Origin of the sequence: Flavobacterium sp. W22_SRS_FK3 (assembly GCF_052113665.1) — a bacterium.
GTDB lineage: Bacteria > Bacteroidota > Bacteroidia > Flavobacteriales > Flavobacteriaceae > Flavobacterium.
Map to the genome: position 1 here is coordinate 1 of NZ_JBGQOF010000037.1, position 16435 is coordinate 16435.

Below are 16435 nucleotides of genomic sequence, written 5' to 3' on the forward strand. Positions count from 1 at the left end.
CAGTATCTATTCGTATGCTTGTCAGTATTTCGAAGAACGCCTGTCGCTGTTGCGGGTGCAAAAGTAACACCTTTATTGAGTTCTGCAAGCTTTTTAGATTGATTTTTCTGATGGTTTTCAAACCTTTTTCTTAACTTACTGGAAACATAAGTTTTACATTTCAAACTTTTTTTAAATTATATAAGTTTTTTCCTATTTAAAGATTATTTTAGTAATAAATAGCTTTTCAAAGAGGTTCTTTTTAACAGCTCAATAGCATCTTGCTCCTTTTTTTGAGGATAATTACATACATACAAAACGCTTTTTATCTTGTCTTGTCTATTGCAAGCAGGCTTATTGCATAAAATACTAACTTTCCTTCATATTTTCTATGTTTAATGGCATACATACAATAAGCATACTATTATTTGATGATTATAATACTTATAGAGTTTAGAGTTCTTTTCCTTTTACTTATATACAGCATAACATACACGCAAGATCTTATCAATACTACAACCTTAGCCCCGATGGAAGGGAAAATCCTTTTGCGCCGGGGTTCGGCGTAAAAGATTTGGAAGGACAGCGGAATTAAGCTCCTGAAAAAAAATACACTTCCACAAAACATTAACCATCCTTAATATATAGTCAAAAAACACCTCGTATATATTATAGTAGAAACTTGTACATTATATATTGTATGTATTTTAGTAATGCCTTATATTTGCATTCACAAAATTATAAACAATGATTAAGATTACTTTACCCGATGGGTCGATTAGAGAGTTCGCTTCAGGCGTTACTCCGATGGAGGTTGCTAAAAGCATTAGTGAAGGATTTGCAAGAAATGTGATTTCGGCAGCCTTTAATGGTACAACAATAGAAACCGAAACCCCATTAACGACCGACGGTAGTCTTATTTTATACACCTGGAATGACGACGAAGGAAAGAAAGCTTTCTGGCACTCGACGTCGCACGTGATGGCTCAGGTTCTTGAGGAGTTTTATCCTGGGGCTAAATTAACGCTAGGACCAGCGATTGCGAATGGATTTTATTATGATGTAGATTTTGAAGGAGAAAAAATTACTGATACCGACTTTAAAAGGATTGAAGACCGTGTTTTAGAAATCTCCAGAGAGAAACATGAATTTAAAATGCGTCCTGTTTCTAAAGCTGATGCATTGGAAATGTATAAAGACAACGTTTATAAGACTGAATTGATTACGAATCTTGAAGATGGAACAATTACTTTTTGCGATCATTCGACTTTTACAGATTTATGTCGTGGTGGACACATTCCGAATACCGGAATTATCAAAGCGATGAAAATCATGAGTGTTGCCGGCGCTTATTGGAGAGGTGATGAAAAGAACAAACAGTTAACTCGCGTTTATGGAACCTCTTTCCCAAAACAAAAAGACTTGACTGAATATCTTTTACTTCTTGAGGAAGCAAAACGTCGTGATCACCGTAAATTAGGTAAAGAACTGGAATTGTTTGCTTTTTCTCAGAAAGTTGGACAAGGATTGCCTTTATGGCTGCCAAAAGGAGCTGCATTGAGAGATCGTTTGGAACAATTCTTGAAAAAAGCGCAAAAGAAAGCAGGATACGAACAAGTAGTTACGCCACATATCGGTCAGAAAGAGCTTTATGTATCTTCTGGTCACTATGCTAAATATGGTGCTGATAGTTTTCAGCCAATACACACTCCTGCAGAAGGCGAAGAGTTTTTATTAAAACCTATGAACTGCCCTCACCATTGTGAAATTTACAATGTGAGACCTTGGTCGTATAAAGATCTACCAAAGCGTTATGCCGAATTTGGTACCGTATATAGATATGAGCAGTCTGGTGAATTGCATGGTTTAACTCGTGTAAGAGGATTTACTCAGGATGATGCTCACATTTTCTGTACTCCAGAGCAATTAGATGAAGAGTTTAAAAAAGTAATTGACTTGGTACTTTATGTATTTGGTTCGTTAGGTTTTGAAAACTTTACAGCTCAAATTTCATTAAGAGATCAGGAAAACAGAGAAAAGTATATTGGTTCTGATGAAAACTGGGAGAAAGCTGAAAATGCTATTATCAATGCTGCAGCTGACAAAGGCTTGAATACTGTAGTAGAATATGGCGAGGCTGCTTTTTATGGCCCGAAGCTTGACTTTATGGTAAAAGATGCTTTAGGAAGACAATGGCAATTAGGTACAATTCAAGTCGATTATAACTTACCTGAGCGTTTTGAATTAACCTATAAAGGTGCTGATAATGAATTGCATCGACCAGTTATGATCCACAGAGCTCCTTTTGGTTCGATGGAACGTTTTATCGCTATTTTGCTAGAGCATACTGCAGGAAATTTCCCACTTTGGCTAATGCCCGAACAGGCTATAATCTTGTCTTTGAGCGAGAAATACGAAATATATGCTAAAAAAGTTTTAGATTTGCTAGAAAATCACGAAATTCGCGCCCTAATTGACAACAGAAGTGAGACAATTGGTAAGAAAATTAGAGATGCAGAAATGCAAAAAATACCATTTATGCTGATTGTTGGTGAGGAAGAAGAGAAAAACGGAACAATTTCTATTCGTCGTCATGGTCAAGAAGGAAAAGGGAATATTACAGTTACAATTGATGAATTTGTCGCTATTGTAAACGAAGAAATAAAAAAGACATTAAAAGTTTTTACAGTTTAACTTAAATTATAAAGTCATAGCAATAAGAAGCAACAGAGGTTATCAACCTCGAGTAGAAAAAAAAGATGCCCACAGAATAAACAATCTTATTCGTGGTGTACAAGAAGTAAGACTAGTAGGCGAAAACATCGAACCAGGTGTATTTAAGCTTGCAGAAGCGTTACGTTTGGCAGATCAATTCGAATTGGATTTAGTTGAGATATCGCCAAACGCTGAGCCGCCAGTTTGTAAAATCATGGATTATAAGAAATTTGTTTACGAACAAAAGAAACGTGATAAGGTTTTAAAAGCTAAGTCTACACAAGTTGTAGTAAAAGAAATTCGTTTTGGTCCTCAAACTGATGAGCATGATTACGAATTTAAAAGAAAGAATGCAGAGAAATTCTTAAAAGAGGGTGCTAAATTAAAAGCATTCGTATTCTTTAAAGGGCGTTCTATTATCTATAAGGATCAGGGACAAATTTTATTACTACGTTTGGCTACAGATTTAGAAGAATATGGTAAAGTTGAAGCTATGCCTGTTTTAGAAGGAAAGAGAATGATCATGTTCATTGCTCCGAAGAAGAAAAAGTAATTATTTGCTATAAGCAATAAGCTCTAAGCTTTAAGCAATCAGTATATTTAAATTTTTGCCTAAAGCCTAAAGCCTAAAGCCTAAAGCTTTTGAAAATATAAGTAAGTAAGAATAAATTAAAACACTAGGAAAAAATGCCTAAAATGAAAACCAAATCTAGCGCCAAGAAACGTTTTAAAGTTACTGGTTCTGGAAAGATTAAAAGAAAGCATGCTTTTAAAAGTCACATCTTGACTAAAAAATCTAAAAAACGTAAATTAGCTTTGACACACTCAGCGCTAGTTCACTCTACAGATATGAAAAGCATTAAACAACAATTAAGAATTATCTAATAATTCTTTAGGTTAAAAAATTATTTATATAACCTTGGAGTATGGCTTTTAAGTTCCTTTGATTCAATTCAGGACGCCTGCTACAAAAACACATTAAAATTATGCCAAGATCGGTAAATTCAGTTGCTAAAAGAGCAAGAAGAAAAAAAATAATGAAGCAAGCCAAAGGTTTCTTTGGTAGACGTAAAAACGTTTGGACAGTTGCTAAGAATGCAGTAGAGAAAGCAATGTGCTACGCTTACCGCGATAGAAAACAAAACAAAAGAAATTTCCGTGCATTATGGATTCAACGTATCAATGCTGGAGCCAGATTGGAAGGAATGTCTTATTCTCAATTCATGGGTAAAGTTAAAGCTAACGGAATCGAATTGAACCGTAAAGTTCTTGCAGATTTAGCTATGAACCACCCTGAAGCTTTCAAAGCAATACTTAATAAAGTAAAATAAACGTTTTATAAACTCAATTTAGATTACTTACTTATCATAGAAAACCATTCGCAAAGCGAATGGTTTTTGCTTTTATAGCTGTTTTTAATTCTACATAACTATAGAAAATATAAATTTGTACTATGAAAATTATTCCCTTTTTGTTTATATTCTATAATTTAACAATCGTAGCACAACAAAATAAGATTGACAAAAAACCTGTCAATACAATAATTGGTATGGTTTATAAACGAGACAATAACTGCATTTCTGAAATTGACAGAGCAAAAAAAGATTTTAAATCAAAAGAAGTCTATTATAACGTTATGCCTAATGGATATACTGACAAAGATCATAATAGGTCTTTTCCGTTTTTAACCGAATTGCTCAAGAAAAAGGGAATACAATTTTTAACGTCACCAGAGACAGATGATGATTCATATTGGATGAAAACAAACAATGACAGCTATCAAATAAAAACTAATTGTTATTATAAAGCATCAAATGAACTACTGAATATAAAATACGGAGCAAACTTTACAAAAAATATAGAAAAAACAGCAGATAGCCTATAAGTAATGAGTAGAATAAATGATGAATTTGAATATCCAGACGAAGTTGATGACTATTGCTTAATCTATCCAAAAGCAAATGAATTTCTTAATCAAAAAAAATGAAATTTTAAAAGATTTTATATCGAACTTTAAGTTTTCTAATGGATTCGTGAAGAGTAAAAATAAAAGAGATTTTTTCGCAAAAACGAAATTTATAATAAAGAGAGACAATAGCGTTACAAATATTGTGATAGATATAAAATTTCCTAATATAGAAAATCAAAAGTTTGAAAATGATATCATAACTCAATTACGTAATTATATCGAAAATGCGAACTGGAATGCAGCTGTTGCGAGCGGTATAAAAATAAATAGTTCTTTTGAAATGAATTTCTATAATTAGATAATGAACTATTCACTTTCGATTTTTAACAATCAATTTAAGTAAATACATTTATAGAACCTTAATATTTGAATAAAATGCACTCAGCTCTTTTTGACCATATCCAGAAATTCGTAAACCTAGAACAAAAAGATATCAATATTTTAGAATCCAGTTTAGACATTTCCAAAATAAAAAAAAAGGAGAACGTATTACAAGAAGGCCAAATTTGCAACACGATGTATTTTGTAACCAAAGGTTGTTTCAGGCAATATATAATTAATTCGAAAGGAACAGAACAAACGCTTCAATTTGCTATTGAAAACTGGTGGATAACTGATTACTTAAGTTATCATAATGAGGTACCTTCTAACTTTTATATTCAGGCTATTGAGAATTGTGATGTGATTGCAATACAAAAGCCTGTTCTTGAATCTTTATTAATTAAGATTCCAAAATTAGAGCGTTATTTTAGAATTGTTTCCCAAAAAACTTTTGGCGCCGCACAGATGCGTATCAAATTTTTATTCACGATGTCGGCTGAGGAAAGATATCACTATTTTAGTAGTCAGAATCCAGAATTCGTTCAGCGTGTTCCTCAATACATGCTTGCCTCCTATCTTGATTTCTCTGCAGAATTTATGAGTAAAATAAGAGCAGGAAAAGTATAATGCTTATTTCTTGAAGTAGTTCAAGATTTATAAAATATGATTATCTGAACTTTGTTTCAACTTTAAAAACAAGTAAAATGAAACCAAGAATCGTTATCCCAACAGTTGCTCCTGAAGCTTATCAAGCCCTTATGAATTTAGAGAATTATATTTCTAAAACATCTTTGACTTCGACTCATAAAGAACTCATCAAAATTTGTGCTTCCCAAATAAATGGTTGTGCTTTCTGTATTAACATGCATACTGCAGATGCTCGAAAACATGGTGAAACAGAACAGCGTATTTACCTCGTAAGCGCTTGGCGTGAAGCTGATATTTATACTGAAGAAGAAAAAGCAATATTTGCCTTAACAGAAGAAGTAACTTTAATCAGTAATCATGTATCAGAAGAAACGTATCAAAATGCTGCCCGTTTATTTGATGAAAAATACTTAGCGGAAATTATCCTTGCTATTATTGCAATCAATTCATGGAATAGATTTGCTATTACAACAGGGTTAAGAGCAATATAATTCAATGAAATAATAACTAAAAAACCAAACTCCTCTAATTAGGGTTTGGTTTTTTTAATTTTTATCACTTATTTAAGAAGAAGCTACGTTTTTAATTTTTTCTTTTTTGCCGCCGGGAACAAAACATTATTCAAAATTAATCGATATCCCGGAGAATTAGGATGCAAATCCAAAACTGTTGGCGGATCACCTACCTGGTGTTGAAAATCCTCCGGATCATGTCCACCAAAAAAAGTAAACATTCCTTTCCCTTTTTCACCATGGATATAACGTGCTTCTCCATTTACTTCGCAAGTTCCCATAATCAAAACATTTGATTTAACTAATGCGGCATCAAAAGAAGTAGTCTGACCCATAAACCCTTTAACCAATTGAGTATGATTTTGACACAACATACTCGGAATTGGATCCCATTTTGCTGAAAACTCCATTAATGTAAAATAATCTTTTTCAGGGGAAATTCTACGTTTCATAGTCATATCAATATCTGAAAACTCATATTGCTCTGGTCTTCTTTCTAATGTAAAATCTTTAAATGCAAAAGAATTTCCATAATTCAATTTTGATTGATAATTAGATTCACTTGCATCACCATCAAACATAGCTTCGCAAATATCAACACCATCTGCAGCTAAAGAAATATCAAAACTATCAGTTGCAGAACACATTGCAAACATAAAGCCTCCTCCAATAACAAAATCCCTTATTTTTTTTGCCACCGCTCCTTTCTCTTGTGAAACTTTAGCATATCCTAATTTCTCTGCTAAAGCTTCCGCATCTTTTTTTTGATCAATATACCAAGGTGTATTTTTATAAGCAGCATAAAATTTGCCATATTGGCCTGTAAAATCTTCATGATGTAAATGCAACCAATCATATAGCAACAACTGATCAGTCAAGACCTCTTCATCATAAATTGGTGTAAACGGAATTTCAGCATACGTTAAAACCATTGTTACAGCATCATCCCAAGGTTGTTTTCCTTTTGGGGTATATACAGCAATTTTAGGTGCTTTTTCAAGAATAACGGATTCCATATTTTGAGAAGGGCTCGAAATTTCATCTAAAATGGAAGCTTCTTCAGTATCTGAAAGAATTTCAAAACTTACCCCACGAATCTTACACTCTTTGCGAATTTCATCAGTATCAGGCAGCAAAAATGAACCACCACGATAATTTAATAGCCAGCTTGCTTTATAATCTTTACTCAAACACCAATAGGTTATTCCATAAGCTTTAAGATGATTTTGCTGTGAAGTTTCATCCATAGGAAGAAGTATGAACGAAGCCTTAGCGGATAAAGATATTAACAACAATACAACATATAAACTTTGTCTCATTTTGATATAACTATTTATTGTAAAGGTATAAAGGAAGCATTAAAAAACCATGTAGAAATACTTATTTTACGGATTCAAAAAAATCGTTATTTTTTTATTATTTTTTTTTAGACCATAACAAAAACAAGTATAAATACTTACAAACAAAAAAAATATTCTGATTAAATTTGATAACCCAATAATAAACTTCAGAAAAATGAAAATTAAAGAAACTAATAAAGAATCGAAACACTTAAATCTATTACAAAAAATAGCTCTTTGCGTATTAGCAATTACTGTTATAGCATATTATATCTTATCCATTATTTTTTTTATCAAATAGAATTAAAGAGTCAAAACTGCAATTTGATTTTGAATAGCATACACTACTAATCCCGCAATATTTCTTGATTCGGTTTTAAGTAATAAATTATTTCTGTGTCCTTCTACAGTTCTGGGACTCAAAAAAAGTTCTTCTGCAATTTCGGCAGTTGTTTTTTGATTACAAATAAGCTGAAGTATCTCTATTTCACGAGGAGATAAAAAACCTGATTCTAAATTTATTTTCGCGTTTTTTGAATGTAAAACAGTATCTTGGATTGTTTTTAAAGTGTTTTCATTGTAAAAAAATCCTTTATTTGCAACTTCATTAATTGTATTGACTAAATCTTTTGGAGTTGTATTTTTTACTAAATAAGCAACTGCGCCCACCTGAATCATATTTGTTACGAATGATTTTGTATCATAACTAGTTAAAGCAATAATTTTAATTTCGGGAAAAAATTTTCGAATAACTTTAGTGGCTTCAACGCCATTTAAAACAGGCATTTTCAAATCCATAATAACAATATCCGGTTTAGTTTCGTTATTATTCAAATTTGAAATCAGTTCTTCTCCATTAGATGCTTCAAAAAGAACTTCAATATTTTTTTCTCTTTGTAGTAAAAAAGAAATTCCTTTACGAAATAAGACTTCGTCATCAACTAAAACTATTTTGATAAGAAGATCATTCATTTTCTTTTGGATATAAATCTTTTTTAGAATTTCGAAATTACAAAATTATATCATTAGTAACAATTCAATTAACCAAAAAACAATCAATTTTGTTAAAATGTAAAAAAAACTTCAACTCCTTTATTACTATCAGAGGTTATATTAATATTTCCATTTAAAAAAGATATTCTGCTATCAATGTTCTTCATTCCAAGTCCTCTCTGACTTTCAGAAGATTTAAAATCAAATCCTATCCCGTTATCCTTATAAAAACAGTTATTAATTCCGTTAACCTTATCAAAAATTATTGAGATTTCCGAAGCTTTCCCATGACGTAATGAATTATTCATCAACTCTTGCAAAATTCTAAAAACGTGTAAGTGCTTATCTTTTTCGTTTTCATCAAAATCAATTTTATTTTGATAATAAACTTTAACCGATTTACAGCTTTCAAATTCTTCACACAATTCTTCTACGCCAGCATGAAGTCCAAATTTATCAAAAACTGGAGGTAATAAATTATGAGCAATTTTTCTTGAGTTATCTAATGCTTTTGCTGTCAAATTGATAATATTACACGTAATTTCTTTTATTTCAGCTTCTGTTAAGTTTGCTGAAGTAAGTAAATAACTATTTAATGAAACTACATTTAGCTTTGAACTAATATCATCATGTAAATCCTGAGCTATTCTTTTGCGTTCAACCTCTTGTGTAATGAGAATCGCATGTAATTGTTCTTTTTGATGTGCAAGGACTAAATTTTTTTTTTCTATTTCTTTTTGAATAATTTTTTTTCTCGAAAAATAGAAAAATATGATTAAGGCAATTGACACAATTACAAAAAAAAGCGAGATATATAAAATAATAGCAACTATTTCTTTTTCCGGGATTGAATTTACATTCATATAATTGTGTGGTATTATTTTACTATTGGATATGATAGTAAACCAAAGATATTATATTTAAAAATACTTCCTAAAATTAATTTAAAAAATGATTTTTCCCAAATCAAAAAAGATGATATTTTTTTACCAGTTTTTATCCAAATTGAAATATATGACAAACCGAATAATAAAAATCTAATAAAATTTATCTTTTTTTTTCGAGAAGGTTACTTTCCATTCATATAAAATAAAAAGATAATATAAAAGAATTAAAAATGCATTTAATGTCCAGCTAAGGTACTTGAAATCATTACTTAAATCTGAGGTAAGATTACCAACTAAATATATAACTGTACTAGTTAATAAATAACAAATGACTCCAATTGTGAAATAATAGTACTCTTTATAATTAACAAGCATATTATAAAAATGAATCAAAGCAAAAACCATAATTACTACTGAAGTAATTGTGATTTCTAATAAATTAAACTTAAAAAATTGATTTGAATCAATTAAAAGCTGAATAAATAAAATTAGTAAAACTGAAAGCAGACTAAGTTTTACAAGTACTTTTTGTTTCTTTATTTTAAAAATAGACTCGTAGAATAACCCTAACAAAATCATTTGTCCAATAAAAAAAACATTAATAAGAAACAAATTGCTTATATGAAGGTGATATAAACATTCAATAAGAGATTGTATAATTACCAAAAAAAATAAATATGCAATTAAAAAAACATTAGCTTTTCCCTTTCGGAAAAAGCTATATGAAAATAAAATCAAGTTAATTAGTAATATAAAATAACCTGAATATATTAATAAATCATCCACTTATAAAAATATTTTTATTTAATAAGGCGGGCTAGGACGTGATCCATCATATACCACACTATCATCTGCATCTGCAGATTTATTTTGTTGTAAGTTTGAAGATCCATAAACATTTATATACTTCCCTGTTTCAGGGTCTAGTTCTCCCCCAACAAAAAGCAACGTTTTTTCTTTGTTATCATTAATTCCAATATAAGCCCAAACGGCCTCCGTTTTTAATTCTAATACTTTTTCTAAACTTTCTCTAGGTATTAAAAAAGCTTTTACTTTTGCCTTTGGATCTTCAACGGTAGTATCGTCATTAAATCTTTTTTCCCACTCTTTAGCAATTGCTAATGGGATTTCAATAGGTCCCGGAAATTTTTCTTCTGCCATAGTTTGTTTTTTTTTGGGTTAATTGTTAATTGATTATTTAGCTAATCTAATGAATTATTTTAAAAAAATTAACAGTTTAAAACAAAAATACCATTTATGTGTTTTATTTTAAACCGATAACCTATAATATCTGCTTTAATTTATTTTCTTATAAAAACAGGTATAAATACGTATACGCCTTTTTTCATTATGCTTTAATTTTGTTAATAAAACAAAAAAGCATTAATAAAATTATCTGTTCTTAGATTTTTTCAACTTAATTTTTTATATCCATAAGAAATTAAACTTACCATATATAATATATCTCGTGACATAAAAAAAGCTATTCATGGCATTTTATTACTAAAAAATTTTCCAATAATATATTTTTGAAGAGCTTATAAAATTTAAATAATAAGTACATATTTATTCATCAAATAATTGTATGAATAAGAAAAGATAAAAAGGAAAGGCAAGTATAATCTATTTTTTAACTATATAACTAAAAACTATGTCAACAGAACCATTTATTGGAGAAATTAAAATTTTAGGATTCAATTTTGCCCCAAGAGGGTATATGACCTGTCAGGGTCAAATTTTATCCATTGCACAAAACACTGCTTTATTTTCATTATTAGGAACTACTTATGGTGGAAATGGCCAAACAACATTTGGTTTACCCGATTTACAAGGGCGAATGCCAATTGGACAAGGAACAGGGCCAGGGCTTCCAAGTCATAGTATGGGAGAAGTTAGTGGTAATACTAGCGTAAATATATTACCATCAAATATGCCGGCACACGTTCATACATTAAATAAATTATCAATAAAATTAAAAGCTTCTACAGCAAATGCAGATGAAGCATCACCTGATGGTAATTTTCCAGCTACAGCTACAAGCTCAATTTATTCTGGCAATGGTGCAACTACTGGAACTTATACTGGCGGAGTCGATATTTCTGGCTCTACAGATATAGCTGGCTCAGGCATTCCTATCGAAATAATGAACCCTTACTTGGTAATTAATTACTCTATTGCTATCCAAGGAATATTTCCAAGTAGAAATTAATTAAAATCATTAAAAGGAAATTTTCGTATTGAAAATTTCCTTTTTTATTATTTGAAAAATAGATGCAAACAATAGGGATTTTATTAGCTAGATCAACATATTATCAAACTATTGGCTTTGATTTGTATGAAGGGCTACGCTCTGGATTAAAACATCTGGGAAAAAGTGATATTAGAATAGCTACAGAAAACATAGGCTTTGGAGCTGACAAACAACAATGTTACAGCAGTGCTGAAAAACTTTTGCTGGAGGAAAATGTCTCAATAGTAATTGCTTACATAGGACATCGTATGGCACAACTGCTAAGACCTCTTTTTCTTGCGGCCAATAAAATATTAATCGTTTTAGACGCAGGAGCAAATTTATCTCAGGAATGGCCTGCGTGTCCAAATATTTTCTATCATTCACTTCATAATTCTCTAGGTGCTGCGCTTGCGGCAAAACAAGCCACAAACGATGGGTATATAACTGCAGGTATGGTAACTGGTTATTATGACGGAGGCTATTTACATACTTATAGTCTTTCAAAAGGTTTTGAAGAGACTGGAGGTACGATTTCTTTTAATCACGCTACTGGATATAATACAGAAGACTTTACAATAACTCCTTTAATAAATCACTTAGAACAATTCCCAAATAGCGCCTTATTAAGTTTATTTAGCGGCGATTTTGTGCAGTGGTATTTTCAAGGCATTAAAAATTCATTTGACGGACAAAACCTTCCTATTTATTTACCTCCATTTGGCTTTGAAGAAACAATGTTAGCTGATGCAGTATATCCAAGTGACAATATAAAAGGAATCGCAGCATGGTCAAAAAAACTAAAGTCTGAGGAAAATAAAATATTCATTGAAACAATGATAACTGCAGGCAGAATACCTAATCTGTTTTCGTTATTAAGTTGGGAAAGTGCTACTATCGTTTTAAAAGTAATAGAATTAATTGACAAACATAAAAACAACATCCCTCAAATAGCAGGAGATTTACAATCGTTTACATTTGAAAGTCCGAGAGGCAGTATTTATTTTGATTCCAAAACCAATACCTCTATTGCACCTTTATACAATGCTGCTATAATTGCAACTAAGGAAGGAAAATGTGAAATGCAAATAGAAAGCAAAGTAAATGATGTATTTAAACATTTTGAAAAATTAACTACTCAAGAATTAAATAATACTTCATCTGCCTGGCATAACAGCTATACCTGTATTTAATTATGGAAAAACAGAAAAAAATAATGGTTTTGTGTGGCGGAAAATTTGCTTTTCCCAGCTTGCAATTACTGGCATATGAAAATTTTATATGCGGAATTGGCATCGGCCAAGGCAATGATGCAATCATAGACGCATTAGAAAGAAAATCTGAAGATAGTAATATCAGTTTTAAATCTTTTCCGAATAAAAAAAGCATCTCTGAAATGAGAGTGTGGATCGATAACATCCAACCCGATTATATCTTTTGTATCTCATTTCCATTTTTACTTCCAGAAATAGTTTTGTCTTATGGACAAGATAAATTTATCAATTTTCACCCAGGTCCTTTACCACAATATCGCGGACCTATGCCCATTTTCGAAGTATTAAAAAATCAGGAAACTGAAACAGCCATTTGTGCTCATTTTATGAACGCTGAATTTGATAAAGGTAATATTATTTTTAATGATCCAATAGCAATTCCAGCAGGAGAAACCTACGGCAAACTAACCGTTAAATTAAGTGACCGTATGGCTCAAGTAACTTTAAATATGGCAAATATGTTACAATTTGCAAGTAGTATTCCAAATCAGCCCCAAGACGAATCATTATCTTATTATCATGAAAAACCGGAGTTATCGGATACCTATATCAATTGGAAAAGAATGTCAGCAACTGAAATTGTAGCATTGATTAACGCGTGCAACCCTTGGAATACTGGCGCACATGCTACATTACAAGGAGAACAGGTTAAAATAATTTATGCTAGTTTATTAAATCAGTTTCACAACAATCAACCTGGAACAATTGTATCTATAACAAATACAATCAACATAGCTTGCGAAGACAAAAAACAAATTGCAGTTGAAATTATCAGTACCGATTGTGGTATACTGACACCTCCACAATTTGCATTGCTATATCCAGTAATACCAAGCACAGTTATTTAATATTTTGAATACAATAACTTAAATTTAAAACCTCTGATTATGAAAAAAAACTTTACATTAATTTTAACTACGTTGCTTTGCCTCTTTTATATAGGAGTAAATGCACAAACACAATTTTGGAGCGATACCTTCGAGGATAGTGGGGCTCCAAGTTCTGGTTCAAGAACAGCATCTACAGATTTTTCTTGTGCAGGACCACCATACACGGCTTATTTTACAAGAACTTTACCAAATGGAATTGCCTTGCAAAATGGAGCTTATTCCAGTTTTGAAGGTTCTAAAATTTGGGCCGGAGAAGATATCGACAAAGGCCCTACTTGTAGCAACAGCTCTATATCTGCTAACCAACAAGTCACATGGAGCGGCATCAATATATCTGGTAAAACTGGGTTATCTTTTAAAGGCCTTCTAGCTGCATCACCTCTTGGCGGATGGCAAGGTCTTGATTTTGGCGCTTCACAAGATTTTCTAGCAGTAGAATATCGTATTGATGGAGGCCCATGGATAAAGGCATTAGCCTTTTATAGTAATGTCCCTGCAGGAAACGCTGCCTCTAGTAATCAGCTTTTTCTGGATACTAATGGAGATTTAATAGGAGACGGAGCTGGTCTTACTTATGAATTTACTGAATATTCAGCAAATATTACAGGAACAGGAACAACATTGGATCTTCGTTTTAATTGTTTTGCTAATGCGTCAACATCACAAGAACTTGCTGTCGATAATTTTCGTTTGTTTGAAACTCCAAGTTGTTCGGTTCCGGTAGTCACATCTAATCCATCGAGCAGAAGTATTTGTTCAGGTAGTAACACTACATTTTCTATTACCGCGACAGGAGCGACAGCCTACCAATGGCAAGTAGACACAGGAAGTGGTTTTGCAAACATTACAAATGGAGCGCCTTATTCTGGAGCAACAACAGCTACATTGACTATTACTGCAGCAACAGCGAGCATGAATGGTTACAAATACAGATGCACTGCTATTAACGGAGTTTCTACTTGTTTTACCAATTCAAATTCAGGTACTCTAAGTGTTTCCAATATCACTGCAACAGGCTCGCAGACCAATATTAGCTGTGCGGGAACCAATACAGGAAATGCTTCCGTTACTCCAAGCGGAGGAATTGGCTCCTATACTTACAGCTGGTCTCCAACTGGTGGTACAGGAGCAATTGCAACAGGTTTGGCAGCTGGAACATATACCGTTACTATTACTGATGGAATTGGCTGTACAGCGACTAAAAGTTATACAATTACTGAAACAGGAACACCTATTAACACCACAACTGGTTCTCAGACAAACGTGTCTTGTAGCGGTGGATCGAACGGAACAGCTTCAGTTTCTCCTTCAGGCGGAACTCCGGGTTATACTTATTCATGGTCACCTTCAGGTGGAACGGCTGCAACAGCCACAGGACTTGCTGCAGGAAGTTATACTGTAACTGTAACAGATGCCAACGGTTGTACGGCTACTCGCAATTATACCATTACACAGCCTAGTGTTATTAGTACTGGAACAGCAAGTCAAACCAACGTGTCTTGTAACGGTGGATCGAACGGAACAGCTTCAGTTTCTCCTTCAGGCGGAACTCCGGGTTATACTTATTCATGGTCACCTTCAGGTGGAACGGCTGCAACAGCCACAGGACTTGCTGCAGGAAGTTATACTGTAACTGTAACAGATGCCAACGGTTGTACGGCTACTCGCAATTATACCATTACACAGCCTAGTGTTATTAGTACTGGAACAGCAAGTCAAACCAACGTGTCTTGTAACGGTGGATCGAACGGAACAGCTTCAGTTTCTCCTTCAGGCGGAACTCCGGGTTATACTTATTCATGGTCACCTTCAGGTGGAACTGCTGCAACAGCCACAGGACTTGCTGCAGGAAGTTATACTGTAACTGTAACAGATGCCAATGGATGTACAGCAACACGCACTTTTAACATTACACAGCCATCTGCCATGATTACCGCAATTGGTTCTCAAACAAACGTGTCTTGTAACGGTGGATCGAACGGAACAGCTTCAGTTTCTCCTTCAGGCGGAACTCCGGGTTATACTTATTCTTGGTCACCTTCAGGTGGAACGGCTGCAACAGCCACAGGACTTGCTGCAGGAAGTTATACTGTAACAGTAACAGATGCCAATGGATGTACAGCAACACGCACTTTTAACATTACACAGCCATCTGCCATGATTACCGCAACTGGTTCTCAAACAAACGTGTCTTGTAACGGTGGATCGAACGGAACAGCTTCAGTTTCACCTTCAGGCGGAACTCCGGGTTATACTTATTCTTGGGCTCCTTCAGGTGGAACGGCTGCAACAGCCACAGGACTTGCTGCAGGAAGTTATACTGTAACAGTAACAGATGCCAACGGTTGTACAGCAACACGCACTTTTAACATTACACAGCCATCTGCCATGATTACCGCAATTGGTTCTCAAACAAACGTGTCTTGTAACGGTGGATCGAACGGAACAGCTTCAGTTTCTCCTTCAGGCGGAACTCCGGGTTATACTTATTCTTGGTCACCTTCAGGTGGAACGGCTGCAACAGCCACAGGACTTGCTGCAGGAAGTTATACTGTAACAGTAACAGATGCCAATGGATGTACAGCAACACGCACTTTTAACATTACACAGCCATCTGCCATGATTACCGCAACTGGTTCTCAAACAAACGTGTCTTGTAACGGTGGATCGAACGGAA

15 protein-coding genes and 1 pseudogene are annotated in these 16435 nt (G+C 33.2%); 12 read left to right on the forward strand and 4 right to left on the reverse strand.

Translation table 11 applies throughout. From position 1 onward, the window contains the following. Positions 1-726: 726 nt before the first annotated feature. The 8 genes from thrS (at position 727) to ACEN2I_RS19395 (ending at position 6123) form a co-directional block, all read left to right on the forward strand. Entirely contained in the window at positions 727-2673 is a 1947-nt protein-coding gene (gene thrS, locus ACEN2I_RS19360; RefSeq protein WP_441767738.1) for a threonine--tRNA ligase, read from the forward strand. A gap of 16 nt (positions 2674-2689) precedes the next feature. Continuing rightward, entirely contained in the window at positions 2690-3247 is a 558-nt protein-coding gene (gene infC / locus ACEN2I_RS19365) for a translation initiation factor IF-3 (protein WP_371296044.1), read from the forward strand. A 134-nt stretch (positions 3248-3381) separates the two neighbouring features. Then, complete coding sequence (rpmI, locus tag ACEN2I_RS19370; RefSeq protein ID WP_007810722.1) at positions 3382-3579, forward strand: 50S ribosomal protein L35; 198 nt, start codon at positions 3382-3384, stop codon at positions 3577-3579. Positions 3580-3680: 101 nt separating this feature from the next. Further along, positions 3681-4025: a 50S ribosomal protein L20 gene (gene rplT, locus ACEN2I_RS19375; RefSeq protein ID WP_007810721.1), complete on the forward strand. Its 345-nt coding sequence runs from the start codon at positions 3681-3683 to the stop codon at positions 4023-4025. 122 nt (positions 4026-4147) lie between these two features. Next, entirely contained in the window at positions 4148-4579 is a 432-nt protein-coding gene (locus ACEN2I_RS19380) for a hypothetical protein (RefSeq protein ID WP_441767739.1), read from the forward strand. Positions 4580-4805: 226 nt separating this feature from the next. Beyond that, on the forward strand, positions 4806-4961 hold the full coding sequence (locus ACEN2I_RS19385) for a hypothetical protein (RefSeq protein WP_441767740.1): 156 nt from the start codon (positions 4806-4808) through the stop codon (positions 4959-4961). A gap of 77 nt (positions 4962-5038) precedes the next feature. Continuing rightward, positions 5039-5611, forward strand: coding sequence for a Crp/Fnr family transcriptional regulator (locus ACEN2I_RS19390; protein ID WP_441767741.1), 573 nt, complete (start codon positions 5039-5041; stop codon positions 5609-5611). 77 nt (positions 5612-5688) lie between these two features. Next, positions 5689-6123 (forward strand): carboxymuconolactone decarboxylase family protein, encoded by a 435-nt coding sequence (locus ACEN2I_RS19395; protein ID WP_441767742.1) that lies wholly within the window; start codon positions 5689-5691, stop codon positions 6121-6123. A gap of 83 nt (positions 6124-6206) precedes the next feature. Here the strand turns inward: ACEN2I_RS19395 and ACEN2I_RS19400 are convergent, their stop codons facing one another. The 4 genes from ACEN2I_RS19400 to ACEN2I_RS19415 form a co-directional block, all read right to left on the reverse strand. Continuing rightward, positions 6207-7391: an asparagine synthetase B gene (locus ACEN2I_RS19400; protein WP_441767743.1), complete on the reverse strand. Its 1185-nt coding sequence runs from the start codon at positions 7389-7391 to the stop codon at positions 6207-6209. 396 nt (positions 7392-7787) lie between these two features. Then, a complete protein-coding gene (locus ACEN2I_RS19405) occupies positions 7788-8456 on the reverse strand; it encodes a response regulator transcription factor (RefSeq protein WP_441767744.1) in 669 nt (222 codons plus the stop codon). Between the two features lie 92 nt (positions 8457-8548). After that, positions 8549-9340 (reverse strand): sensor histidine kinase, encoded by a 792-nt coding sequence (locus ACEN2I_RS19410; RefSeq protein ID WP_441767745.1) that lies wholly within the window; start codon positions 9338-9340, stop codon positions 8549-8551. A gap of 828 nt (positions 9341-10168) precedes the next feature. Beyond that, a complete protein-coding gene (locus ACEN2I_RS19415; protein WP_441767746.1) occupies positions 10169-10525 on the reverse strand; it encodes a hypothetical protein in 357 nt (118 codons plus the stop codon). A gap of 490 nt (positions 10526-11015) precedes the next feature. Here ACEN2I_RS19415 and ACEN2I_RS19420 point away from each other — a divergent pair, with 490 nt between their 5' ends. From ACEN2I_RS19420 to ACEN2I_RS19435, 4 genes and pseudogenes are all read left to right on the forward strand, one after another. Beyond that, positions 11016-11573, forward strand: coding sequence for a phage tail protein (locus ACEN2I_RS19420; RefSeq protein WP_441767747.1), 558 nt, complete (start codon positions 11016-11018; stop codon positions 11571-11573). A gap of 62 nt (positions 11574-11635) precedes the next feature. Continuing rightward, the gene (locus ACEN2I_RS19425) at positions 11636-12787 is read left to right on the forward strand and encodes an ABC transporter substrate-binding protein (protein ID WP_441767748.1); all 1152 of its coding nucleotides are present in this window, start codon (positions 11636-11638) and stop codon (positions 12785-12787) included. 2 nt (positions 12788-12789) lie between these two features. Next, the gene (locus ACEN2I_RS19430; protein ID WP_441767749.1) at positions 12790-13716 is read left to right on the forward strand and encodes a methionyl-tRNA formyltransferase; all 927 of its coding nucleotides are present in this window, start codon (positions 12790-12792) and stop codon (positions 13714-13716) included. A 39-nt stretch (positions 13717-13755) separates the two neighbouring features. Then, positions 13756-16435, forward strand: a pseudogene (locus ACEN2I_RS19435) (hypothetical protein); the annotation flags it as partial.

Excerpts from the sequence above, each read along its gene's own strand:
- thrS (WP_441767738.1), top strand. The coding sequence starts at position 727 with ATGATTAAGATTACTTTACCCGATGGGTCGATTAGAGAGTTCGCTTCA.
- rpmI (WP_007810722.1), top strand. The coding sequence starts at position 3,382 with ATGCCTAAAATGAAAACCAAATCTAGCGCCAAGAAACGTTTTAAAGTT.
- rplT (WP_007810721.1), top strand. The coding sequence starts at position 3,681 with ATGCCAAGATCGGTAAATTCAGTTGCTAAAAGAGCAAGAAGAAAAAAA.
- ACEN2I_RS19380 (WP_441767739.1), top strand. The coding sequence starts at position 4,148 with ATGAAAATTATTCCCTTTTTGTTTATATTCTATAATTTAACAATCGTA.
- ACEN2I_RS19390 (WP_441767741.1), top strand. The coding sequence starts at position 5,039 with ATGCACTCAGCTCTTTTTGACCATATCCAGAAATTCGTAAACCTAGAA.
- ACEN2I_RS19395 (WP_441767742.1), top strand. The coding sequence starts at position 5,689 with ATGAAACCAAGAATCGTTATCCCAACAGTTGCTCCTGAAGCTTATCAA.
- ACEN2I_RS19400 (WP_441767743.1), bottom strand. The coding sequence starts at position 7,391 with ATGGATGAAACTTCACAGCAAAATCATCTTAAAGCTTATGGAATAACC.
- ACEN2I_RS19405 (WP_441767744.1), bottom strand. The coding sequence starts at position 8,456 with ATGAATGATCTTCTTATCAAAATAGTTTTAGTTGATGACGAAGTCTTA.
- ACEN2I_RS19410 (WP_441767745.1), bottom strand. The coding sequence starts at position 9,340 with ATGAATGTAAATTCAATCCCGGAAAAAGAAATAGTTGCTATTATTTTA.
- ACEN2I_RS19415 (WP_441767746.1), bottom strand. The coding sequence starts at position 10,525 with ATGGCAGAAGAAAAATTTCCGGGACCTATTGAAATCCCATTAGCAATT.
- ACEN2I_RS19420 (WP_441767747.1), top strand. The coding sequence starts at position 11,016 with ATGTCAACAGAACCATTTATTGGAGAAATTAAAATTTTAGGATTCAAT.
- ACEN2I_RS19425 (WP_441767748.1), top strand. The coding sequence starts at position 11,636 with ATGCAAACAATAGGGATTTTATTAGCTAGATCAACATATTATCAAACT.
- ACEN2I_RS19430 (WP_441767749.1), top strand. The coding sequence starts at position 12,790 with ATGGAAAAACAGAAAAAAATAATGGTTTTGTGTGGCGGAAAATTTGCT.